21 protein-coding genes are annotated in these 22,225 nt (G+C 62.1%); 18 read left to right on the top strand and 3 right to left on the bottom strand.

The genetic code is table 11. The features are described from left to right. Window positions 1-180 (top strand): hypothetical protein (locus tag AC5PZ0_RS07815; protein WP_493854619.1); only part of this gene is annotated, 180 nt, incomplete at its 5' end. 64 nt (window positions 181-244) lie between these two features. Here AC5PZ0_RS07815 and AC5PZ0_RS07810 read toward each other — a convergent pair. Together AC5PZ0_RS07810 and AC5PZ0_RS07805 are read right to left on the bottom strand one after the other, a co-directional pair. Next, the gene (locus AC5PZ0_RS07810; RefSeq protein WP_493854618.1) at window positions 245-1,465 is read right to left on the bottom strand and encodes a CaiB/BaiF CoA transferase family protein; all 1,221 of its coding nucleotides are present in this window, start codon (window positions 1,463-1,465) and stop codon (window positions 245-247) included. A gap of 14 nt (window positions 1,466-1,479) precedes the next feature. Then, window positions 1,480-2,661 (bottom strand): acyl-CoA dehydrogenase, encoded by a 1,182-nt coding sequence (locus AC5PZ0_RS07805; protein ID WP_027591941.1) that lies wholly within the window; start codon window positions 2,659-2,661, stop codon window positions 1,480-1,482. Window positions 2,662-2,823: 162 nt separating this feature from the next. Here AC5PZ0_RS07805 and AC5PZ0_RS07800 point away from each other — a divergent pair, with 162 nt between their 5' ends. The 10 genes from AC5PZ0_RS07800 (at window position 2,824) to AC5PZ0_RS07755 (ending at window position 12,662) form a co-directional block, all read left to right on the top strand. After that, on the top strand, window positions 2,824-3,726 hold the full coding sequence (locus AC5PZ0_RS07800) for a LysR family transcriptional regulator (RefSeq protein WP_099428023.1): 903 nt from the start codon (window positions 2,824-2,826) through the stop codon (window positions 3,724-3,726). A 428-nt stretch (window positions 3,727-4,154) separates the two neighbouring features. Then, complete coding sequence (locus AC5PZ0_RS07795) at window positions 4,155-5,276, top strand: Re/Si-specific NAD(P)(+) transhydrogenase subunit alpha (protein WP_493854617.1); 1,122 nt, start codon at window positions 4,155-4,157, stop codon at window positions 5,274-5,276. A gap of 12 nt (window positions 5,277-5,288) precedes the next feature. Then, a complete protein-coding gene (locus AC5PZ0_RS07790) occupies window positions 5,289-5,603 on the top strand; it encodes an NAD(P) transhydrogenase subunit alpha part 2 (RefSeq protein WP_027591944.1) in 315 nt (104 codons plus the stop codon). Between the two features lie 2 nt (window positions 5,604-5,605). Beyond that, entirely contained in the window at window positions 5,606-7,042 is a 1,437-nt protein-coding gene (locus AC5PZ0_RS07785; protein WP_493854616.1) for an NAD(P)(+) transhydrogenase (Re/Si-specific) subunit beta, read from the top strand. A 187-nt stretch (window positions 7,043-7,229) separates the two neighbouring features. Next, window positions 7,230-8,723 (top strand): succinyl-CoA:acetate CoA-transferase ScpC, encoded by a 1,494-nt coding sequence (scpC, locus tag AC5PZ0_RS07780; protein WP_027591946.1) that lies wholly within the window; start codon window positions 7,230-7,232, stop codon window positions 8,721-8,723. 409 nt (window positions 8,724-9,132) lie between these two features. After that, window positions 9,133-9,348 carry a DUF1127 domain-containing protein gene (locus tag AC5PZ0_RS07775; protein ID WP_012269957.1) on the top strand — a complete coding sequence of 72 codons (216 nt, stop codon included), beginning with the start codon at window positions 9,133-9,135 and terminating at the stop codon, window positions 9,346-9,348. Window positions 9,349-9,643: 295 nt separating this feature from the next. Then, window positions 9,644-9,961 (top strand): DUF2388 domain-containing protein, encoded by a 318-nt coding sequence (locus tag AC5PZ0_RS07770; RefSeq protein WP_027591947.1) that lies wholly within the window; start codon window positions 9,644-9,646, stop codon window positions 9,959-9,961. A gap of 86 nt (window positions 9,962-10,047) precedes the next feature. Further along, complete coding sequence (locus AC5PZ0_RS07765) at window positions 10,048-10,353, top strand: DUF2388 domain-containing protein (RefSeq protein ID WP_274884285.1); 306 nt, start codon at window positions 10,048-10,050, stop codon at window positions 10,351-10,353. Between the two features lie 36 nt (window positions 10,354-10,389). Next, complete coding sequence (locus AC5PZ0_RS07760) at window positions 10,390-10,710, top strand: DUF2388 domain-containing protein (RefSeq protein ID WP_027591949.1); 321 nt, start codon at window positions 10,390-10,392, stop codon at window positions 10,708-10,710. Next, window positions 10,707-12,662: a DUF7844 domain-containing protein gene (locus AC5PZ0_RS07755; RefSeq protein WP_493854615.1), complete on the top strand. Its 1,956-nt coding sequence runs from the start codon at window positions 10,707-10,709 to the stop codon at window positions 12,660-12,662. The genes AC5PZ0_RS07760 and AC5PZ0_RS07755 overlap by 4 nt, the downstream gene beginning before the upstream one ends. Before the next feature lie 123 nt (window positions 12,663-12,785). On the opposite strand, the gene AC5PZ0_RS07750 is transcribed toward AC5PZ0_RS07755, so the two are convergent. Then, window positions 12,786-13,187 carry a GFA family protein gene (locus AC5PZ0_RS07750; RefSeq protein ID WP_493854614.1) on the bottom strand — a complete coding sequence of 134 codons (402 nt, stop codon included), beginning with the start codon at window positions 13,185-13,187 and terminating at the stop codon, window positions 12,786-12,788. 267 nt (window positions 13,188-13,454) lie between these two features. On the opposite strand from AC5PZ0_RS07750, the gene AC5PZ0_RS07745 reads away from it, so the two are divergent. The 7 genes from AC5PZ0_RS07745 to AC5PZ0_RS07715 all read left to right on the top strand — a co-directional run bounded on the left by AC5PZ0_RS07745 (window position 13,455) and on the right by AC5PZ0_RS07715 (window position 22,222). Then, window positions 13,455-14,762 carry a CitMHS family transporter gene (locus tag AC5PZ0_RS07745; protein WP_085272100.1) on the top strand — a complete coding sequence of 436 codons (1,308 nt, stop codon included), beginning with the start codon at window positions 13,455-13,457 and terminating at the stop codon, window positions 14,760-14,762. Between the two features lie 73 nt (window positions 14,763-14,835). Next, window positions 14,836-15,606 (top strand): TerC family protein, encoded by a 771-nt coding sequence (locus AC5PZ0_RS07740; protein ID WP_027591953.1) that lies wholly within the window; start codon window positions 14,836-14,838, stop codon window positions 15,604-15,606. Window positions 15,607-15,905: 299 nt separating this feature from the next. After that, window positions 15,906-17,564: a Na/Pi cotransporter family protein gene (locus tag AC5PZ0_RS07735; protein WP_099428020.1), complete on the top strand. Its 1,659-nt coding sequence runs from the start codon at window positions 15,906-15,908 to the stop codon at window positions 17,562-17,564. Between the two features lie 30 nt (window positions 17,565-17,594). Then, window positions 17,595-19,001, top strand: a complete 1,407-nt coding sequence (locus tag AC5PZ0_RS07730) for a M16 family metallopeptidase (RefSeq protein WP_238209786.1) — start codon at window positions 17,595-17,597, stop codon at window positions 18,999-19,001. Window positions 19,002-19,134: 133 nt separating this feature from the next. Continuing rightward, the gene (locus tag AC5PZ0_RS07725) at window positions 19,135-20,157 is read left to right on the top strand and encodes a DUF5924 family protein (protein WP_027591956.1); all 1,023 of its coding nucleotides are present in this window, start codon (window positions 19,135-19,137) and stop codon (window positions 20,155-20,157) included. Between the two features lie 143 nt (window positions 20,158-20,300). Next, complete coding sequence (locus AC5PZ0_RS07720) at window positions 20,301-21,434, top strand: ABC transporter permease (RefSeq protein WP_085272102.1); 1,134 nt, start codon at window positions 20,301-20,303, stop codon at window positions 21,432-21,434. After that, window positions 21,431-22,222 carry an ABC transporter ATP-binding protein gene (locus AC5PZ0_RS07715; protein WP_027591958.1) on the top strand — a complete coding sequence of 264 codons (792 nt, stop codon included), beginning with the start codon at window positions 21,431-21,433 and terminating at the stop codon, window positions 22,220-22,222. The genes AC5PZ0_RS07720 and AC5PZ0_RS07715 overlap by 4 nt, the downstream gene beginning before the upstream one ends. Window positions 22,223-22,225 lie beyond the last annotated feature (3 nt).

Here is a 22,225-nt window from a genome sequence, read left to right as displayed (position 1 = left end):
GAAGCGCTGTCAACCACCATTTCAACCGCTGACGATCTTTCGATCGAAGCCCCTCAAACTTCGTCTTCACTATTTAACTCATTGAATCTCAAGGAGTTTTTCGTTCCGACTACGCTGGAAGTGGGGCGCATTATAAGGGGATTCGAAACCCCGTCAACCTTTAATTTCACGAAACCTTAATATCGCTAAAAAGCAAAGCGGGGAGGCCTTCGGCCTCCCCGCTATTCCACTTCTCTATATAGCCTCAAAGCACCCCAGCACTGCGCAAGCGGTGCACCGCATCGGCATCCAGCCCCAACACCTCACTCAATACCGCCTCGGTGTGCTCACCCAACAGCGGCGGCGCCCGCCGGTACTCCACCGGCGTCTCCGACAGGCGAATAGGGCTGGCTACTTGCGGCACACTCCCCGCCAGTGGGTGCGGGACAGTCACCGCCAACCCTCGAGCCACCACCTGCGGATCCTGGAACATCTGCGCCAGGTCATTGATTGGCCCACACGGCACTCCAGCCTTCTCCAACTGGCTCACCCACTCCGCCGTGGTCTTGAACACCGTAGCCTGACGAATCAACGGAATCAGCTCACCACGGTTGGCCACACGCAGCTTATTAGTAACGAAGCGCGGATCATCCGCCCACTGCGGCTGCCCAGCCACCTCGGCAAACTTGCGAAACTGACCATCATTACCCACGGTAAGGATGAAATCGCCGTCTGCTGTAGGGAAGTCCTGGTAAGGCACGATATTGGGATGCGCATTGCCCAGGCGCCGGGGCGGGGTGCCCGTGGTCAGGTAGTTCATGGCCTGGTTCGCCAGGCAGGCCACCTGGACATCGAGCAGTGCCATGTCGACATGCTGGCCGATCCCGGTCTGGTCCCGATGGGCGAGGGCAGCCAAAATCGCCACAGTCGAGTACAACCCAGTAAGAATGTCAGTCAGCGCCACGCCAACTTTTACCGGCCCAGCACCTTCTTCCCCCTCAGGCCGACCGGTCAGGCTCATCAACCCACCCAGCCCTTGGATCATGAAGTCATAGCCCGCGCGCTTGGCATAGGGCCCGGTCTGGCCAAAACCGGTAATGGAGCAATAGATAAGCTTTGGGTTGAGCGCTTTCAGGCTTTGGTAATCCAGCCCATAGGCTGCGAGGCCACCCACCTTGAAGTTCTCGATGACAATATCCGACTTCGCCGCCAGCTCACGCACCAAACGTTGCCCTTCAGGCTGCGTGAAGTCGATCGTCACCGAACGCTTGTTGCGATTGGCCGAGAGGTAATAGGCGGCCTCACTGGTATTCTCACCCCGGACATCTCTGAGGAAAGGCGGCCCCCACGAGCGGGTATCATCGCCATTGCCAGGGCGCTCGACCTTGATCACGTCAGCCCCAAGGTCAGCGAGAATCTGGCCAGACCATGGGCCGGCCAACACGCGCGAAAGGTCCAGCACCCGCAGATGTGATAGCGCGCCCATGGGCTGGCTCCTTATTAATAGAAGGCCTGGATGCCGGTCTGAGCACGCCCCAGGATCAACGCATGCACGTCATGGGTACCTTCATAGGTGTTGACCACCTCAAGGTTCACCAGATGGCGAGCCACGCCGAACTCATCGGAAATGCCGTTACCCCCCAGCATGTCACGTGCCATGCGGGCGATATCCAAGGCTTTACCGCAAGAGTTACGCTTCATGATCGAGGTGATCTCGACAGCCGCCGTGCCTTCATCCTTCATGCGCCCCAACCGCAGGCAGCCCTGCAGTGCCAGGGTGATCTCGGTCTGCATGTCGGCCAGCTTTTTCTGGATCAGCTGATTGGCTGCCAGCGGGCGGCCGAACTGCTGACGGTCCAGGGTGTATTGGCGCGCGGTATGCCAGCAGGCCTCGGCGGCGCCCAACGCCCCCCAGGAGATGCCATAGCGCGCCGAGTTCAGGCAGGTGAACGGGCCCTTGAGGCCGCGCACGTCTGGGAAGATGTTCTCCTCAGGCACGAACACGTTGTCCATCACGATCTCGCCTGTGATCGAAGCACGCAGGCCCACCTTGCCATGGATCGCCGGGGCGCTGAGGCCTTCCCAGCCCTTTTCCAGCACGAAGCCGCGGATATCGCCAGCGTCATCCTTGCCCCACACCACGAACACATCGGCGATCGGGCTGTTGGTGATCCACATCTTGCTGCCGGTCAGGCGGTAGCCGCCGTCCACCTTTCTGGCCCGGGTGATCATCGAGCCCGGGTCGGAGCCGTGGTTAGGCTCGGTCAGGCCAAAGCAGCCGATCCACTCACCCGTGGCGAGCTTGGGCAGGTACTTCTGCTTCTGCGCCTCGGTGCCGAATTCGTTGATCGGTACCATCACCAGGGAAGACTGCACACTCATCATCGAGCGATAGCCAGAGTCGATCCGCTCGACCTCGCGAGCGATCAGCCCGTAACACACATAATTAAGGCCGCTGCCGCCGTACTGCTCGGGGATGGTGGCACCCAGCAAACCGATTTCACCCATCTCGCGGAAGATCGCCGGGTCGGTCTGCTCATGGCGGAAGGCTTCGAGCACGCGCGGCGCCAGCTTGTCCTGGGCGAACTGATAAGCGCTGTCACGCACCATGCGCTCTTCTTCAGTGAGCTGCTGATCGAGCAGCAGCGGATCGATCCAGTTGAAGCTTGCTTTACCGGCCATGAGCGAAATCCTCGAAAAGAGAGAGCAAATTCTTGTGCCCTTGAGCCTAGGCCTGATCGGCCGTCGGGACAAACGAGGATTGCGCACGGATTAGTGATAATTTGTCACTTCGTAAATCAGCAAAATGCCACATTGACAGCCTTACAAGTGAGGTTGACGTACATGCGCCGCAAGATCCCCAGCACTGCCGCCCTGGTCTGTTTCGAGGCGGCGGCGCGTAACGAGAGCTTCACCAAGGCCGCGCAAGAACTCGCGCTGACCCAGGGCGCCGTTTGTCGGCAGATCGGCGGCCTGGAGGCCTTCCTTAATGTGGAACTGTTTCGCCGCTCAAGGCGCGGGGTGAAGCTGACAGAGGCTGGCCTTTCCTACAGCCGCCAGGTTGCCGCGCAGCTGGATGCGGTAGAGCGCGATACCTTGTCGGTCATGCGCCAGCAGGGCGCCAATGTGATCGAACTGGCCGTGGTACCCACCTTCGGCACCCAATGGCTGCTCCCCAGGCTCAAGGACTTCCAGCAGCGCCACCCCGACGTCACCGTCAACCTGACCAACCGCACCCGGCCATTTCTGTTTGCCGACACAGCCTTTGATGCAGCCATCTATTTCGGCGATGCCGACTGGTCCGGCACCCAGTCGCATAGGCTGATGGGCGAGAACCCTGTCCCCGTCTGCAGCCCGGCGTTGCTGGACGGGCAGGGCATGCTCGACGCCCGCCGCATTGCGCAACTTCCCTTGCTGCAGCAGACCACGCGCCCCTATGCCTGGCGGCAATGGTTCGGCGGCCTGGGCATGAACGTGGAGCGCGACATGACAGGCCCGCGTTATGAACTATTCTCGATGCTCGCGCAGGCGGCGATGCACGAAATGGGTATCGCGCTGATCCCGCCCTTTCTAATCCAGCGGGAGTTGCAGGAGGGTAGGTTGGTGGTCGCTAACAGGCATGCCCTGAGCAGTGACAAGGCCTACTATCTGATGATTCCCGAACGCAAAGTGGAGTCTGCCTCGCTACGGGCTTTCCGCGACTGGCTGGTAGCACAAGCGCAGGCTTACACCACCGCCTCTGCCTAGTCGCAGCCAACCAACCTGACTTCGTAGTCAATTATTTTAAACACCTACAGATATATGTATTTGTCGCATATTCGAAAACTGTTACGCAAGCCTGAAAATCCCGTTTAACCCTGCTGACTGCGCGGCTTTCAGGCTTAAATTGCGACATTGAGCGAACCATAAGCGAAATACCGCAATTTTTTTTAGTTTTATCTCCTAATCTCCCAATGGCCCATGTTTGACGGGCTGCAACCGAAGGCTTGCGACATACGGTCACAGGGTGACTTGTAGTTTTAACTTCGTTTCGCTCCAGAACCGGTTGAAGCCCCTTGGGTTCATCTGCAAAATGCCTGGCCCGCCTAGGATTCGGCGGGTTGGACCGCACCAGCGCACCAGCCGAAGTACGCTGGCTTCAACAAAGACAAAAGGTCACCGCAGGAGACATAGTCGTGCACATTGGTGTTCCTCTCGAGACGCAGACGGGTGAGACAAGGGTCGCCGCGACCCCTGAAACCATCAAAAAACTGGTTGCCCAGGGCCATCAGGTCACCGTCCAACGGGGGGCAGGGCTAAACGCCAGCATTCCGGACAGTGCCTATGAGGCTGTGGGTGCCTCCCTGGGTACCGCCGCCGATGCCTACGGCGCGCAACTGGTACTTAAAGTAGTCGCGCCCAACGACCAGGAGATGGCGCTGATCAACAGCGGCAGCCTGATGGTGGGCATGCTCAACCCGTTCAACAGTGAACTGATCGGCAAGATGGCCGAGCGCGGTATCACCGCCTTCGCCCTCGAAGCAGCGCCGCGTACCTCGCGGGCACAAAGCCTCGATGTGCTGTCGTCCCAGGCCAACATCGCCGGTTACAAGGCGGTACTGCTGGCAGCGCACTACTACCCTCGCTTCATGCCCATGCTGATGACGGCCGCCGGTACCGTGAAGGCTGCCCGCGTGCTGATCCTCGGTGCAGGCGTTGCAGGTCTGCAGGCCATTGCTACCGCCAAGCGCATGGGTGCCGTGATCGAGGCGTCGGATGTACGCCCCGCCGTCAAAGAGCAGATCGAATCGCTGGGCGCCAAGTTCATCGACGTGCCTTACGAAACCGATGAGGAACGTGAGTGCGCCGAGGGCGTTGGTGGCTATGCCCGGCCAATGCCGGCCAGCTGGATGCAGCGCCAGGCCCAGGCCGTACACGAACGCGCCAAGCAGGCCGACATCGTCATCACCACCGCACTGATCCCTGGCCGCAAGGCGCCGACCCTGCTCAGCGCCGAAACCGTCGCGCAGATGAAGCCTGGGTCGGTGGTCATCGACCTGGCGGCCGCCCAAGGCGGTAACTGCCCACTGACCGTCGCCGACCAGGTGGTGCAGGAAAACGGCGTGACCATCGTCGGCCCGACCAACCTGCCTGCCCAGGTGGGGGCCGATGCATCGGCACTGTACGCACGCAACCTGCTGGACTTCATGAAGCTGTTGTTCGACAAGGACAACGCGCTGGTCATCAACCTCGAAGACGACATCGTCGCGGCCTGCCTCATGTGCCGCGATGGCCAAGTCGTCCGCAAGAACGGCTAAGGAGCACGACAAATGGAAGACATGCTGATTTCCCATGGCATCTACAACCTGATCATATTCGTGCTGGCCATCTATGTGGGCTACCACGTGGTGTGGAACGTCACCCCAGCGCTGCACACGCCGCTGATGGCGGTCACCAACGCCATCTCGGCCATCGTCATCGTCGGTGCCATGCTGGCGGCGGCGCTGACCGTAACGCCCGCCGGCAAGCTGATGGGCACGCTGGCCGTGGCCTTGGCTGCGGTCAACGTGTTCGGTGGCTTCCTGGTCACCCGTCGCATGCTTGAGATGTTCAAGAAGAAAGCCAAGAACGAGGCGAAGAAGTAAGCATGAGCATGAATCTGGTAACGCTTCTCTACCTGGTCGCCTCGATCTGCTTCATCCAGGCGCTCAAGGGCCTTTCGCACCCGACCACGTCACGCCGCGGCAACCTGTTCGGCATGATCGGCATGGGCTTGGCAATCGTCACTACGGTTGGCCTCATTTATAAGCTGGGCGCAGAACTGGCAACGGCCGGTATCGGCTACGTGATCGTCGGCCTGCTGGTGGGTGGTACCGCCGGTTCGATCATGGCCAAGCGGGTCGAGATGACCAAGATGCCGGAACTGGTCGCCTTCATGCACAGCATGATCGGCCTGGCCGCGGTGTTTATCGCCATTGCCGCCGTGTTGGAGCCGCAGTCGATGGGTATCGTCGCCAGCATCAGCGACCCGATTCCGACGGGTAACCGCCTGGAGCTGTTCCTCGGCGCGGCAATTGGTGCCATCACCTTCTCCGGTTCCGTGATCGCCTTCGGCAAGCTGTCGGGCAAGTACAAGTTCCGCCTGTTCCAAGGCGCACCGGTACAGTTCGCCGGCCAGCACAAGCTGAACCTGATCCTGGGCCTGACCACCATCGCCCTGGGCCTGCTGTTCACCTTCACCGGCCACTACAGTGCCTTTACCCTGATGCTGGTTCTGGCCTTCATCATGGGCGTGCTGATCATTATTCCGATCGGTGGCGCGGACATGCCGGTGGTGGTGTCGATGCTCAACAGCTATTCGGGCTGGGCAGCAGCGGGTATCGGCTTCTCGCTGAACAACTCGATGCTGATCATCGCAGGCTCGCTGGTCGGCTCCAGCGGTGCCATCCTCTCGTACATCATGTGCAAGGCGATGAACCGTTCGTTCTTCAATGTCATCCTCGGCGGCTTCGGCGGCGCGACCGATGCCGCTGGCCCCGCCGGCACCCAGGAAGCTCGCCCGGTAAAATCCGGCTCGGCCGACGACGCTACCTTCCTGCTCAGCAATGCCGACACGGTGATCATCGTGCCGGGTTACGGCCTGGCAGTCGCCCGTGCCCAGCACGCGCTGAAGGAGCTGACCGAGAAGCTGACCCACAACGGTGTGACCGTGAAGTACGCGATCCACCCGGTGGCAGGCCGCATGCCGGGGCACATGAACGTGTTGCTGGCCGAAGCCGAAGTGCCGTACGACCAGGTGTTCGAGATGGACGACATCAACGCCGAGTTCGGCCAGGCCGACGTGGTACTGGTGTTGGGCGCCAACGATGTGGTCAACCCGGCAGCGAAAAACGATCCCAAGTCACCGATTGCCGGCATGCCGATCCTGGAAGCGTTCAAGGCCAAGACCATCATCGTCAACAAGCGCTCCATGGCCAGCGGCTATGCAGGCCTGGACAACGAACTGTTCTACCTGGACAAGACCATGATGGTATTCGGTGACGCCAAGAAGGTAATCGAGGATATGGTCAAAGCCGTGGAGTAACCCACTGGCTGCAAACCGTGCGCTATATAAGAAGCCCCGCCGAGAAATCTGCGGGGCTTTTACATTTGCCTGATCCAGATCAACGGCTCTACTTCCGGGCTTCTCATACGACCATGGTCGTGGGACGGCAACCGGCGAAATCTCTAGACTGCGCTCCAGTAGCTTCAGTAGCCTGAGATAACAATCCATGTACCGTGATCGTATCCGCTTGTCCTCCCTGCACAGCAAGGTAATGAGTGCGGCTGATGCCGCTGGTCTGATCGAGGACGGCATGACCGTCGGCATGAGCGGCTTCACCCGCGCCGGCGAAGCCAAGGCCGTACCCCATGCCCTGGCCGAACGTGCCAAGCAGTCGCCGCTGAAAATCAGCCTGATGACCGGCGCCAGCCTGGGCAATGACCTGGACAAGCAGCTGACCGAGGCCGGCGTGCTGGCTCGCCGCATGCCCTTCCAGGTCGACAGCACCCTGCGCAAGGCCATCAACGACGGCCAGGTGATGTTCATCGACCAGCACCTGTCGGAAACCGTCGAGCAATTGCGCAACCAGCAGCTCAAGCTGCCGGACATCGCCGTCATCGAAGCCGTGGCCATCACCGAACAAGGCCATATCGTGCCGACCACCTCGGTAGGCAACTCGGCCAGCTTCGCGATCTTCGCCAAGCAAGTGATCGTCGAGATCAACCTGTCGCACAACGCCAACCTCGAAGGCCTGCACGACATCTATATCCCGACCTACCGCCCAACCCGCACACCGATCCCGCTGGTCAAGGTCGATGATCGCATCGGCAGCACCGCCATCCCGATCGACCCGGCCAAGATCGTCGGTATCGTCATCAGCGACCAGCCGGACTCGCCATCCACTGTATTGCCGCCGGACGACGAAACCCAGGGCATCGCCGACCACCTGATCAACTTCCTCAAGAAGGAAGTCGACGCTGGCCGCATGACCAACAAGCTCGGCCCACTGCAGGCCGGTATCGGCAGCATCGCCAACGCGGTGATGTGCGGCTTGATCGATTCGCCGTTCGAAGACCTGACCATGTACTCCGAAGTACTGCAGGATTCGACCTTCGACCTGATCGACGCTGGCAAGCTGAGCTTCGCCTCCGGCAGCTCGATCACCCTGTCGACCCGTCGCAATGCCGATGTGTTCGGCAACCTGGAGCGCTACAAGGACAAGCTGGTGCTGCGCCCACAGGAGATCTCCAACCACCCAGAGGTGGTCCGTCGCCTGGGCATCATTGGTATCAACACCGCGCTGGAGTTCGATATCTACGGCAACGTCAACTCCACCCACGTGTGCGGCACGCGGATGATGAACGGCATCGGTGGTTCTGGCGATTTCGCCCGTAACGCGCACCTGGCCGTGTTCGTCACCAAGTCGATTGCCAAGGGTGGTGCGATTTCCAGCGTGGTGCCGATGGTCAGCCACGTCGACCACACCGAGCACGACGTCGACATCCTGGTCACCGAGCAGGGGCTTGCAGACTTGCGCGGCCTGGCGCCACGCGAGCGTGCCCGGGCGATCATCGACAACTGTGTGCACCCGGATTACCGCGCAGCGCTGAACGACTACTTCGATCGCGCCTGCCAGCGCGGTGGCCATACGCCGCACATTCTGCGCGAAGCGTTGAGCTGGCACGAAAACCTGGAAGAGACCGGGCGCATGCTCGCCAGCTGATTCCCACACGCCTTTAGTTACACCGCTCCAAACAAGCCGCCTTTAGCCGGTACAGCGCGCGATTCGTCGTCAGCGCCGTGCCGGATGAAGGCGGCTTGCCGGCTATAGGGCCGGTACAGTCAAACCCCTCGCTCGAAACGACCGCCAATCAAGCTAAAGAAACTGTACTACTGTACTGGTATTCTTAGCTTACCTTCTGCTGACCACCTCTCATCCCCGACCATTTTGCACCATATAAGTGCAGACCAGTACAGTTGCGCCTATTTCGAGTGCAACAGTAGGGTTACACAGTTAACTGAACCATCGTAATGCCGCAGAACTGTATCTACTGTTATGGACAAGAGAGGAGGATCATTGGCATCAGTTAAATCACTACCTAATCCCGCCATAAGCGGAAGGATGAAACATCATGGAACGTACACTCAGTTCCGGTCTGGTCTTTGAAAGCAACGCCCAACAATCCAACGCTTCGATGCCTCTGCGCGCCCTGTCCACCCTGCTGTTGTGGCAGCGTCGCATGGCCAGCCGCCGTCAATTGGCTCGCCTGGACTCCCGCCTGCTGGCCGACGCCGGTATCAGCGAGTCGCAGCGTTACGAAGAGCTGAGCAAGCCTTTCTGGCGCTAAGCTCCGGCTTGCCGGCTACGCCCGGCACCGCGAATTCCTAAACCCGTTGCAGGTGACTGCAGCGGGTTTTTTGTTTGTAAGCCACGTGCCAGAGCGGCTCACAGCTCTACAGGTACAGTTTCTTATAATGCAAAAACACACCAGTACAGTACTGAGAAGGGGTGTTCATTAACATCCAGAAACATCGACGCGTGATACGCTTGGCTTAACAGTCTGGTAGAAACCAGATGTTGAAAAGTACCGAGACGCGCAGTGCGAGCGTCCGATTAGCAGAATCCCCTAGGAGTCCACGATCATGTCCCTTAAACACCTGATTGGCGCCGCCCTGATGCTGAGCCTGGCCGGCACCGCCAGCGCCACCAGCTTCGTCGTCACCACTGACGCAGTCGTGGGCGCTGTCGCTGCATCCACCGACGCCACCTCCGACGTATCGTCGTCGTTCCGCGACGACAAGATCGTCCAAGCCGCCCGTGACGATGCCGCCAGCTTCGTTGGCAGCCAAGGCGACATTCGCGGCGCCAAGCTGGAAAGCGCCTTCCTGCACATTCGCGCGCAAATGCCGACCCTGCAGGCTAGCGACGCACAGCTGGCACAGGCCATCCTGGCCATCTGACCTGCACTGAGCCCTGCGACTGTACGGGTGCTCGCCCGCACAGCCGCAGGTGTCTTCACCCCCTCGTTCCCAGCCGTCAGAAGCCCATGCGTTATCTGTTGCCGTTGTTGTTAGTCGCCGTTGGCATTCCCCTAAGCATGGCACCTGCCCATGCGTTGGACACCACCACGCAAAGCCTGGTCATCACAGGCTATGTCACCAGCCAAGTCACCACAGCGCCGTTCGACCGTAAGCTGGTCAGCCAGGCACGTGACGATGCTGCGGTATTCGTCGCCAGCGATGGCCTGATCCTCGGTGCGCGCCTGGAAGCGGCGTTCGCCTCGCTGCGCCAGCACGGTGCCGCACAGGCTGTCGGCGACCTGGAACTGGCGCAGGCAATTCTCGTCCAATGACTACACCTGACTCCCTGTATTTTTCGGAGATGCTCCATGCGTAAACCGCTGATTGCCGCTACCCTCGGCATGCTGCTGCTGGCCGACCTGGCCCAGGCACAGACGCTGGTGGCCACCAGCAACATCATCGTGCGTGCCTTTGGCCGTTCGATCGATTTCACGTCCGACACCACCACCTCGATCCGTGACTCCAAAGTCGTGCGTGAAGCGCACGACGATGCCGCCAGCTTCGTCGCCAGCAACGGTGATATCCGTGGCGCCCAGCTTGAAGCTGCGTTCAATACCCTGCGCGAGCGCCTGCCTGAAGCGCGAGGCGCCAGCGACCAAGTGCTGGCTGAAGCCATTCTCGCGCTGTGAACCAGGTGCGTGCCTGGCTGCTCGGCTGCGCCCTGACGCTGCTCGGCACACCCGCCCTGGCCGACCTGCAGCTTGAGCTGCAGGCTTCCGGCCTCGACCCTCAACAACGCCAAGCCAGCCAGGCACTGCTCGACGAAGCACTGGGCAAGCTGCCGCCGCGCTTCAAGCAGCAACTGGACCGGCGTGTGCAGGTCAGCTGGACTGCGCGCATGCCCGCCGACGCCTATGGCCAGGCGTCGCTGGTTTCTACCCTGGAGCTCAACAGCCGCCTGCTGCCCGGGCTGGTCGATGGCAGCGCCGCCCGCGAACGCACCCACCGCCCACACGGCACCGTGCGCGAAGAGCTGCTGGCGACTGTCCTGCATGAACTGACCCATATTTACGACCGGGCCCGGTTGTGGCCGGCCACCGAGCGCTCGCTGATCGCCCGTTGCAAGCGCCAGCAGGGCACCGTGGGCAAAATCGGCTTGCCAGAGGCGTGCCGCGGCCAGGCCGAGCGGCGCTTCACCTTGAGCGATGACCCACGCCTGCTCGACCTTGCGGGCTGGCAGCAATATGTCGGCCGCCGCGGTGAGCGTGAGCAGCACAACGGCCAGTTCGTGCGCAGCCCAGACACCTATGAGCTGAACAGCCCCAAGGAATTCATCGCGGTCAACATGGAGTACTTCCTCCTCGACCCGAGCTATGCCTGCCGGCGCCCCGCCTTGAACCAGTACCTGCGCGACCACTTCGGCTGGGCACCCGCACAAGAGAGCTGCGCCAAGGGCTTGCCATTCCTCAACGCGGGCAGCGACTTCGCTCGCCAGCCACTGGGCGAAATCGACCCCGAACGCGTTTATGAAGTCGACTACCTGCTGGCCGAGGCCAATCAGAACTGGGTCAGCCGCTGGGGCCACAGCATGCTGCGCCTGGTCATCTGCAAACCTGGGCGGCCGCGCGGCCCGGATTGCCGCCTGGACCTCGACCAGCACCTGGTGCTGTCGTACCGCGCCTTCGTCAACGATGTGCAGTTGTCCAGCTGGGACGGCCTGGTCGGTGCTTATCCGTCGCGGCTGTTCGTGTTGCCGTTGGGCCAGGTCATCGACGAATACACCAAGACCGAGCTGCGCAGCCTGGCGTCGATCCCCCTCAAGCTCGACCGCCAGGAAGTCGAGAACCTGGTGCGCCAGGCGGCGGAAATGCACTGGAGCTACGACGGCAATTACTACTTCCTGTCCAACAATTGCGCGGTCGAATCGCTGAAACTGCTGCGCAGTGGCACCGCCAACCCGCGCCTGAACGACCTCGACAGCATCATGCCCAACGGCCTGCTGGAAGTGCTCAAAGGGCGCGGCATTGCCGATACCCGTGTGCTCGATGACCCCCGCGAAGCCCTACGCCTGGGTTACCGCTTCGACTCCTACCGTGACCGCTACCAGGCCATGTTCGACGTGCTGAAAAAGCAGCTGCCGATCAAGCAGGACAAGGTCGAGGACTGGCTGGCCCTGGATGCCGAACAGCGCCGCGGCTGGTTCGCCCAGGCCGACCTGCGCACCAGCGCTGCCTTGCTGCTGCTCGAGCAGGCCAGCCTGCGCCGCCAGCTGTTGCTGGCCCAGGACGAGGTCAAGCAGCGCTACCTGAACGCGGCGGCGCTGAAGGATGGCAGTATCGACAAGGCCAACCAGACGCTGCAGCAGATGCTCGCCAACAGCGGCTTCCTCAGCCGCCCGGCAGAACTGCTGGACGCCAAAGGCTATGGTCTACCGCAGCCCGATGAGCGCAAGCACCTGGAGAAAGTCAGCAGCGAGCGGCAGGCCCAGTTGCTGCGCCTGAGCACCGACCTGGACAAAGAGGTGAGGGCGCTGCTGGATCCGTCGCGGGCCAAGGAGATTGCCGCGATCGAGACCAACGTGAAGCAGGTGGGTGAGCATCTGCGAACGCTGCACAAGGCCGCAGGCGGGTTGCAGTTGTAGTCATCACAACACCGGCCTCATCGCGGGCAAGCCCGCTCCCACAGGGTTATCACTGCCCTTGGCGCAGTGGGGTACCTGTGGGAGCGGGCTTGCCCGCGAAGGCCATGTGACCAAACAGATAACCTACAGGCTTTCCCCAATCTCCCCAGGTAAATCCTCATCCAGGTGCAACCAGGGCAACCGGCTTCCCGTCCAGATATGCCGGTTGGCCCGCACCCGCTCCGGGTGGTCCAGCGTCGCCACCGTCACATCGATGCTGTCCGGGCTGTGCGAAGTGACCAATGCCAAATGCGCCCCACACTGCCCGCAAAAATACCGGCTGCAAGTGGCCGGCGCCACATAGCAGCTCGGCTCTCCCGCCAGCCACTGGAAAGCGGAACGCGGCACCGTCAGCCAAGTCACCACCAGCCCGCCACTGACGCGCCGACAGATCGAACAATGGCAGTGGGCAACATCCGTCAGCGCGCCCTCCAGCCGATACCGCAAGCCACCACAGTGGCAGCCACCTTCGGTCACATTCTGCATCACCTACCTCCCGTCGCCTTTGTCACAGCGAAAGCTGGCTGAAAGCTTGCCCTCTTAGGATAGCGCCCACTACCGGCACAAGACCGGTCAGCCAGGGCACCCGGAATCTTCCGCGCCCGGTCCAATCAACAACAACAATGGTGATTCTGATGTATTCCTGTGCCCGCCTTCATGTCGTCCCCCTCCGCATGCTCCCTGCACAGCGCCTGACGCGCTGATCCGCCCGAATCGACTGTCCTTTCGCCGCGCCACGCCTGGAGTATTGCCATGCTGACCTTCCTCGGCTTTGCCATGGTCATCACCTTCATGTACCTGATCATGACCAAGCGCCTGTCGGCCTTGATCGCGCTGATCCTGGTACCGATCCTGTTCGCCCTGTTCGGCGGTTTCTCCGCCAAGATCGGCCCCATGATGCTCGAGGGCATCAGCAAGCTCGCGCCCACCGGCGTGATGTTGATGTTCGCCATCCTCTACTTTGCCCTGATGATCGACTCCGGCCTGTTCGACCCGGCCGTGCGCAAGATCCTCAAGCTGGTCAAAGGCGACCCGCTGAAAGTCTCGGTCGGCACCGCCGTGCTGGCCCTGGTGGTCTCGCTCGACGGTGACGGCGCCACCACCTACATGATCTGCTGCGCCGCCATGCTGCCCATGTACAGCCGCTTGGGCATGAGCCCGCGGATCATGGCCGGCCTGATCATCCTGGCCGGCGGGGTGATGAACATGACCCCCTGGGGTGGCCCGACCGCACGCGCCGCCAGCGCACTGCACGTGGACCCGTCAGACATTTTCGTGCCCATGATCCCAGCCATGCTGTTCGGCGTACTGGCGATCCTGGCCATTGCCTATATGTACGGCAAGCGTGAACGTGCCCGCCTGGGCGAACTGCACCTGCCGACCGACGACATCGACCACAGCGAAATCACCGTGTCGCAGTTCCCGGAGGCGCGCCGGCCAAAACTGTTGTACTTCAACGGTGCCCTGACCGCGGCCCTGATGGTTGCCCTGATCGCAGGCGTGCTGCCACTGCCGGTGCTGTTCATGATCGCCTTCAGCATCGCCATGATCGTCAACTACCCCTGCCTGCAGCAGCAAAAAGACCGCATTGCCGCCCACGCCGGCAGCGTTCTGGCGGTAACCGGGCTGATCTTCGCCGCCGGTATCTTCACCGGCATCCTGTCCGGCACAGGCATGGTCGATGCCATGTCCAAGAGCCTGCTGGCGGTCATCCCCGAGGCCCTGGGCCCGTACCTGGCGGTGATCACCGCGATCGTGAGCATGCCGTTCACGTTCTTCATGTCCAACGACGCCTTCTACTACGGCGTGTTGCCGGTACTCGCCGAGGCAGCCAGCCACTACGGCATCAGCCCGGTCGAGATGGCCCGCGCGTCGATCGTCGGCCAGCCGGTACATCTGCTCAGCCCCTTGGTACCCTCCACCTACCTGCTGGTGGCCCTGGCCGGCATCGAGTTCGGTGACCACCAGCGCTTCACCCTGAAGTGGGCAGTTCTGGTGTGCCTGTGCATAATGCTCGCCGCGCTGCTGATGGGGATTTTCCCGCTGTTCAGTAGTCTTTAATAAACACGTATTACCCCTCCCGCGATGCGCCCCAAATTGGGGCGCGTCGCCTTTACCGTTCGAAGGAATACACATGGAATGGCTGACCAGCCCGGAAATCTGGGTTGCCTTTTTCACCCTCACCGCGCTTGAGATCGTTCTCGGGATCGACAACATCATCATGATCTCGATCCTGGTCAGCCGCATGCCCAAGCACATGCAGCCACGTACCCGGATCTTCGGCCTGGCCCTGGCCATGGTCACGCGTATCATGCTGTTGCTGTCGATCACCTGGGTCATGCGCCTGACCGCCGATCTGTTCGTGGTCTTCGGCCAAGGCATCTCCGGCCGCGACCTGATCCTGTTCTTCGGCGGCCTGTTCCTGTTGTGGAAGAGCTCCCAGGAGATCTACCACGGCCTGGAAGGCGAAGACGAAAGCTCGGACGAACCGAAAGGCGCGGGCGGCAAGTTCTTCTACACCATCATCCAGATCGCCATCATCGACATCGTGTTCTCGCTGGACTCGGTGATCACCGCTGTGGGCATGGTCTCCCATGTGCCGGTAATGATCGCCGCCATTGTCGTCGCCGTGCTGGTGATGATGCTGTGCGCCGGTGCCATCAGTAACTTCATCGACAAGCACCCTTCGCTGAAGATGCTCGCGCTGTCGTTCCTGATCGTGGTCGGTACCGTGCTGATCGCCGAATCGTTCGACGTGCATGTGCCAAAAGGCTACGTCTACTTCGCCATGGCGTTCTCGCTGGCGGTCGAAGCGATCAACATCCGTATGCGCACCGCCCTGTCGCGCAAAGATGGCAAAGAGCATGATCCGGTGAAACTGCGCAAGGACATTCCGGGTCAATAAACCCAGGAAGCGCGTTTCAAGCAAGGGCCCTTCGGGGCCCTTTTTCGTGCCTGCCGGCCTCTTCGCGGGTAAAACCCGCTCCCACAGGCCGCCAACGATCCCTGTGGGAGCGGGTTTACCCGCGAAGAGGCCAGCAGGGCAATCATTCATGACCGGTTGTTTCAAATCGCCGACAGCCATGCGAAGCTGGCAAGCGCTGCACAAAACAACTAAAGCTTTGAGTGGGCACTGAAATTTTCCAAAACGCCCACGCTCCACTTATTGGCCCACATGGGCCATTGGCAACAGGGGGCTTCGCCATGCTGACCCTGCTCAACCTGCTCTCGGCCGTGACGCTTTTGGTCTGGGGCACACACATCGTGCGTACCGGCATCCTCCGGGTTTTCGGCTCTGACCTGCGCCGCATCATCAGCCAGAACATGAACAAACGCCCCCTGGCGTTCATCGCCGGGATTCTGGTTACCGCCATGGTGCAGAGCAGCAACGCCACCGCGATGCTGGTCACATCCTTCGTCGGCCAAGGCCTGATGGCCATGACACCGGCCTTGGCGATCATGCTTGGCGCCGATGTCGGTACCGCGCTCATGGCCCGGGTGCTGACCTTCGACCTGTCGTGGCTGTCGCCCCTGCTGATCTTCCTGGGTGTGATCTTTTTCCTCTCGCGCAAACAAACCCGCGTCGGCCAGCTGGGGCGGGTAGGGATTGGCCTTGGCTTGATCATCCTGGCCCTGGAGCTGATCGTGCAGGCCGCTGCGCCCATCACCCATGCCCAGGGCGTGAAAGTCCTGTTCGCGTCGTTGACCGGGGACATCTTGCTCGACGCCTTGGTCGGCGCGCTGTTTGCGATGATCTCCTATTCCAGCCTGGCGGCGGTGTTGCTCACCGCGACCCTGGCCGGCGCTGAAGTGATCAGCCTGCCGGTGGCCATCGGCCTGGTGGTGGGTGCCAACATCGGCAGCGGCTTGCTGGCCTTCATCAGCACCAGCATGCAGAACGCCGCCGGGCGGCGCGTCGCGCTGGGCAGCTTGCTGTACAAGCTGTTCGGCCTGTTGCTGATCATTCCGGTGCTGCACCCACTGGTGGAGTGGATGGACACCTTGAGCTTCAGCCCTCAGGAGCTAGTGATCGGGTTCCACCTGCTCTACAACACCCTGCGCTGCTTGCTCATGCTGCCAACCGTCAAACCCATGGGCCGGCTGTGCAACTTCTTGCTGCCCGAGCGCGAAAACGGCAATGGCCAAGTACGCCCGCGCCACCTTGATGCCTCAGCGCTGGAAACGCCCAGCCTGGCACTGGCCAACGCGGCCCGCGAAACCCTGCGCCTGGGCGACATCGTCGACAGCCTGCTCGAAGCCATGCTCGGGGCCCTGCGCGGCACGCAAGCCGCCCTGCCACAGCAGGTGCGCGCGTTGGCCGAGGATGCCGAGGCCCTGTACAGCGCCATCAAACTGTACCTGGCGCAGATGACGCGGGAGGACCTCAGCGAGCGCGATAACCGGCGCTGGGCCGAAATCATCGAGTTGGCGATCAACCTCAAGCTGGCCTGCGACCTGGTCGAACGCATGCTGCGCAAAGTCCAGCAGCAGAAAACCAGCCAGCGCCGCGAGTTTTCCCAGGTCGGCCTGGAGGAACTGACCGGCCTGCAGGAGCAGTTGCTGTCGAATCTGCGCCTAGGCCTGTCCGTATTCCTCAGCGCCGACCCCGAAAGCGCGCAGCTGTTGCTGCGTGAAAAACGCCGGTTTCGTGCACAGGAACGGCGCCTTGCCCACGCCCATGTCAGCCGCCTGCAACGCAAGGTGGTGCAAAGTATCGAGACCAGTTCGCTACACTTGGAGCTGATCGCAGACATGAAGCGGTTGAACTCTTTGTTCTGCAGCAGTGCCTATGTGGTACTCGGTGGCTCGGACACGGGCGGGCTAATGCTCGACAGCGTGCCGGACGAAGCCCGCTTGCCGTGAATTCGCCAACCAGGAGATCCAAGCTCGCCCATGCGTTGCCTGATGTTCGTTTGCCTACTGATCTGCAGCCTGCCCACGCTCGCCCTCGACCGCTCGCGGGTTGAAGGCTACCTGCTGCCCAACGGCCTGCAGGTCATCCTCAAGAACGGCTATGAACGCGACCACGTGGCCATCCGCCTGGTGGTGGGGGTCGGCCTGGATGACTTCAGTTGCGAGCAGAAAGAGCTGCCGCACTTGCTCGAGCACTTGCTGTTCAGCGGCATCGACGAAACGGGCGAGGGCGGCCTGGAAGAGCGCCTGCAAGCCCTGGGCGGCGAGTGGAATGCCTACACCAGCAGCGCCGATACCACCTTCGTGATCGAAGCGCCGGCGCGCAACCAGCGTAAAGTCCTCGACCTGCTGCTGGCGATAATCCGCGACACCCCGATCGACGCCAAGGCCCTGGCCACGGCGAAAAGAATCATCGAGCGCGAAGATGGCGGCCACTATGGCCACCTGCAGCGCTGGCTCGACCGCCAGGACATCGGCCACCCCGCCAGTGACCAGTTGGCTACCGAGCTGGGCCTCAAATGCGCCGAGCGCTCGAACATCGACGACATGACCCTGGAACAGGTGCAGGCCCTGCGCGACCGCTGGTACGCGGCCAACAACATGACCCTGATCCTGGTCGGTGGCCTCGACCGCCTGCTGCCGGCCTACCTGGAGCGGACCTTTGGCGAGCTGCCTGCCACCGAACCGGAAGAGCGCCGCAACCTCGAGAGCATCAGCCAGCAGGCCGAACAACGCCGCGACCTGACCCGCGGCTGGCTGGGCGACAGCGTCAAGTTGCACTGGCTGTTCATCGAGCCGGTGCTGGACAACGACCACCAGCCGACCCTCGACCTGCTGTCACGCTACCTGGACTGGGCACTGTACGACCAGTTGCGCCTGCGCAATGGGCTGTCCTACGGCCCATCGGTGCAGCGCGAAAGCTTCGGCGACAGTGGCATGCTCAGCCTTAACGCCGACCTGGAACGCGACGACATCGACAAGGCGGTCAAGGTGATGCAGGGCTTGTTCGATCACCTGCGCAAGGAAGGCCTCGACCCGGACACCTTCGCCCGTATCAAGGACGCCAGCGTTGCCCGGGAAAGCTGGAGTACCCAAGGCAACAGTGCCTTGGCCGACTATTACTGGGGCGCGTTGAACGACTACACCGACGGTCGCTTTGCCAACCCTGCGCGCAAGTTGCGCCAGGTCAGCCTGGCACAGGCCAATGAGGCACTGAAGGAATTGCTCAAGGACCCGGGTTACCTGCGCATCGAGAAACCGCTGCTGGGTTACGACGAACTGTACGGGCTGCTCGCCCTGCTGCTGGGGCTGATCCTGGCGGCAGGGTTGCTGCGCTGGCGCCGGCACACCCCGCAACCACCGAGCGGTGCTACACGGCAGAAGTGATTCGGCGGTATCCTTTAGCCAGTACCGGCCTGTTCGCGGCCCCGCTCCCACAACGGTAGACATTGCCCCTGTGGGCGCGGGCTTGTCCGCGAAGCGGCCGGCACAGCCACCCTATCTCTCCTGTTGTAGACCCATGCCCCCAATTCCCCGCTTCGTCCAGCGCGTCATCGAACTGCTTAAACGCTACCCCGGCATCATTGCGCTCGGGGGTTTCCTCTCTGGCATCGGCAGCTTCATCCTGGTCGACCGCCAAGCCGGCCTTGCCAGCTGGGTAGCCGTCCTGATGCTGGTCAGTTGGGTCTGGCTGATGCTGGAAAACACCCTTACCGGCCTGTTCGCCCGCACCTTCAACCGCGAAATCCCGCAGCCCTTGCTGCGCTACGCGACGCAGATGATCCACCAGGAAACCCTGTTCTTTGTCCTGCCGTTCTTCTTCATCACCACCACCTGGAACAGCGGGCAGTTGGTGTTTACCGGCTTGCTGGGCGCTGCCGGGCTGATTTCGATCGTCGACCCGCTGTACTACAAGTGGCTGGCCCCACGGCGCTGGCTGTTCCTCGCGCTGCACACCCTGACGTTGTTCGCAGCATTGCTGACCGCGCTGCCCATCATTTTGCACCTGACCACCGCCCAGAGCTTCAAGCTGGCGTTGATCATCGCCATGGCCCTGTCGTTCCCGAGCCTGGCCAGCAGCTTCCCGGTGAATACCTGGCGGCGCGGCGTGGCCCTGGTGCTGGTGACGCTGTCGGTCGGGGCCGGAGGCTGGTTGCTACGCTCCTGGGTACCACCGGCGACGCTGTGGATGACCGAAGTGGCCGTCAGTACCGAAGTGCTCAACCGCCAGCCCGGCGAGTCGCTGGACGAGATCGCTGCCAGCCGCATCAAGAGCAGCGGGTTGTATGCGTACACCTCGATCAACGCACCACGAGGCCTGAACGAGCGGATCTATCACGTGTGGCAAAAGGACGGCACGGAAGTCGACCGTATTGCCCTGGACATCCACGGTGGGCGCAAGGAAGGCTACCGCGCCTGGACCCACAAGCAGAACTTCCCGCCTAACCCGGTGGGCAAATGGCAGGTGAGGGTGCTGACCGAAGACGGGCAGGTGATTGGCGTGCTGCGCTTCAAGGTGGTCGACGACACTGCGGCGAAGTGATGGTTGGGGCTTGCCGGGGCGCCGAACCGCTGCGATGGGCCGCAAAGCGGCCCCAAGCGCCCACACTCAGCACATAATCAACAAACCAGCCCATGCCCTCTGCGCTATGATCAGCCCCTAAGCCTTAGCGCCGAGTCAGTTGCATGGAGCCTATGACCCCCCCCAGTGCCACCCTGGACACCAATCAACACCCCGCCTGCCTGCGCATAACCGGTGATTGGACCCTGGCCCACTACGCCAGCCTCAAGCGCGAAAGCGAGCAGTTGCGCACGCAATGCAGCAGCGACACCGTTGCCGACCTCAGCCAACTGGGCCGCCTCGACACCGCCGGCGCCTCGCTGCTGGCCGAACTGCTCGGTTCCGAGCGCCTGTCCCATTGCACCGACAGCCTGCCCGACGCCAGCCGCGCCCTGCTCAAGAACGTCTACTGCTCCGTCCAGGACTACTGCATCCCGGTCAAGGAGGCAGAACGCCCGGTGCTGCTGTTGCTGCTGGAGCGCATCGGCCGTGCCGTCAATACCCTTTGGCAAGACACCCGGCAATTGCTCGGCTTCGTCGGCCTGATTCTGGAAACCCTGCTGCGAAGGGCCTTCCAGCCGCACCGCTGGCGGCTTACCCCGGTGGTCGCTCACATCGAGCAGACCGGCCTGGACGCCGCCCCCATCGTGGCCTTGCTGACCTTCCTGGTAGGCGCGGTGGTGGCGTTTCTCGGCGCCACGGTGCTGGCTGCCTTCGGCGCGACCATCTTTACCGTCGACCTGGTGGCGTTCTCGTTCCTGCGTGAATTCGCCGTGCTGCTGACTGCCATCCTCATGGCCGGCCGCACGGCCAGTGCCTTCACCGCGCAGATCGGCTCGATGAAGGCCAACGAAGAAATCGACGCCATCCGCACCCTGGGCCTGAACCCGATGGAGTTGCTGGTCGTGCCCCGGGTGTTGGCCCTGCTGATCTCGTTGCCGCTGCTGACCTTCCTCGCGATGATCTGTGGCATCGTCGGCGGCGCGGTGGTCTGCGCGCTGTCGCTGGACATCTCACCGGCCATGTTCCTGTCGCTGCTGCAGACCGACATCGGTGTGCAGCACTTCCTCGTCGGCCTGGCCAAGGCGCCGTTTTTTGCCTTCCTGATCGCGGCCATCGGCTGCCTTGAAGGCTTCAAGGTCAGTGGCAGCGCAGAATCCGTAGGGGCACACACCACCTCGGCAGTGGTGCAGTCGATTTTCGTGGTCATCGTGCTGGACGCGGTGGCGGCACTGTTCTTCATGGAGATGGGCTGGTGAGCGGGCGCGAAACAGTCATCGAGGCCCGGGGCATCTGTAACCGCTTCGGCAGCCAGAGCGTGCATGAAAACCTCGACCTGGACCTGTACCGGGGCGAGATCCTGGCCGTGGTCGGCGGCTCGGGTAGCGGCAAATCGGTGCTGCTGCGCAGCATCATTGGCCTGCGCCGGCCCAACGAAGGGCAGATCAAGGTATTCGGCCAAGACCTGGCCGAGCTGCGCGAAGAGCAGCGTTCGTTGGTTGAGCGGCGCTTCGGCGTGCTGTTCCAGAAGGGTGCGCTGTTCTCGTCGCTGACCATTACCGAAAACGTCGCCTTGCCGCTGATCGAGCATGCTGGCTTGTCCCGCGCGGATGCCGAGCACCTGGCCGGGGTAAAGCTGGCCCTGGCCGGGCTGCCGATTTCGGCCGCCGACAAATACCCGGCCTCGCTGTCCGGCGGCATGATCAAGCGCGCGGCGCTGGCACGCGCCTTGGCCCTGGACCCGGACATCCTGTTCCTCGATGAACCCACCGCGGGCCTCGACCCGATCGGCGCTGCCGCGTTCGACCAGTTGATCCTGACCCTGCGCGACGCACTGGGCCTCTCGGTGTTCCTCATCACCCACGACCTGGACACCCTCTACACCATCACCGACCGCATCGCGGTGCTGTCGCAGAAGAAGGTGCTGGTGGCCGGCCCCCTGGCCGAGGTCGAGCAAGCCAACGACCCCTGGATTCAAGAATACTTTCACGGCCCCCGCGGGCGTGCAGCCGAACAGGCCGCCGCCCGCCCGAGGCAGGAGCGCTGAACG

The organism is Pseudomonas sp. 5.2 (assembly GCF_059025405.1).
Note: the sequence above shows the minus strand (reverse complement) of the source record. Positions and strands in the feature narration are given on the sequence as shown.

Excerpts from the sequence above, each read along its gene's own strand:
- AC5PZ0_RS07770 (WP_027591947.1), top strand. The coding sequence starts at position 9,644 with ATGTCCCTTAAACACCTGATTGGCGCCGCCCTGATGCTGAGCCTGGCC.
- AC5PZ0_RS07725 (WP_027591956.1), top strand. The coding sequence starts at position 19,135 with ATGCCCCCAATTCCCCGCTTCGTCCAGCGCGTCATCGAACTGCTTAAA.
- AC5PZ0_RS07720 (WP_085272102.1), top strand. The coding sequence starts at position 20,301 with ATGGAGCCTATGACCCCCCCCAGTGCCACCCTGGACACCAATCAACAC.
- AC5PZ0_RS07750 (WP_493854614.1), bottom strand. The coding sequence starts at position 13,187 with ATGCAGAATGTGACCGAAGGTGGCTGCCACTGTGGTGGCTTGCGGTAT.
- AC5PZ0_RS07760 (WP_027591949.1), top strand. The coding sequence starts at position 10,390 with ATGCGTAAACCGCTGATTGCCGCTACCCTCGGCATGCTGCTGCTGGCC.
- AC5PZ0_RS07810 (WP_493854618.1), bottom strand. The coding sequence starts at position 1,465 with ATGGGCGCGCTATCACATCTGCGGGTGCTGGACCTTTCGCGCGTGTTG.
- AC5PZ0_RS07785 (WP_493854616.1), top strand. The coding sequence starts at position 5,606 with ATGAGCATGAATCTGGTAACGCTTCTCTACCTGGTCGCCTCGATCTGC.
- scpC (WP_027591946.1), top strand. The coding sequence starts at position 7,230 with ATGTACCGTGATCGTATCCGCTTGTCCTCCCTGCACAGCAAGGTAATG.
- AC5PZ0_RS07730 (WP_238209786.1), top strand. The coding sequence starts at position 17,595 with ATGCGTTGCCTGATGTTCGTTTGCCTACTGATCTGCAGCCTGCCCACG.
- AC5PZ0_RS07775 (WP_012269957.1), top strand. The coding sequence starts at position 9,133 with ATGGAACGTACACTCAGTTCCGGTCTGGTCTTTGAAAGCAACGCCCAA.
- AC5PZ0_RS07740 (WP_027591953.1), top strand. The coding sequence starts at position 14,836 with ATGGAATGGCTGACCAGCCCGGAAATCTGGGTTGCCTTTTTCACCCTC.
- AC5PZ0_RS07765 (WP_274884285.1), top strand. The coding sequence starts at position 10,048 with ATGCGTTATCTGTTGCCGTTGTTGTTAGTCGCCGTTGGCATTCCCCTA.
- AC5PZ0_RS07735 (WP_099428020.1), top strand. The coding sequence starts at position 15,906 with ATGCTGACCCTGCTCAACCTGCTCTCGGCCGTGACGCTTTTGGTCTGG.
- AC5PZ0_RS07790 (WP_027591944.1), top strand. The coding sequence starts at position 5,289 with ATGGAAGACATGCTGATTTCCCATGGCATCTACAACCTGATCATATTC.
- AC5PZ0_RS07805 (WP_027591941.1), bottom strand. The coding sequence starts at position 2,661 with ATGGCCGGTAAAGCAAGCTTCAACTGGATCGATCCGCTGCTGCTCGAT.
- AC5PZ0_RS07800 (WP_099428023.1), top strand. The coding sequence starts at position 2,824 with ATGCGCCGCAAGATCCCCAGCACTGCCGCCCTGGTCTGTTTCGAGGCG.
- AC5PZ0_RS07745 (WP_085272100.1), top strand. The coding sequence starts at position 13,455 with ATGCTGACCTTCCTCGGCTTTGCCATGGTCATCACCTTCATGTACCTG.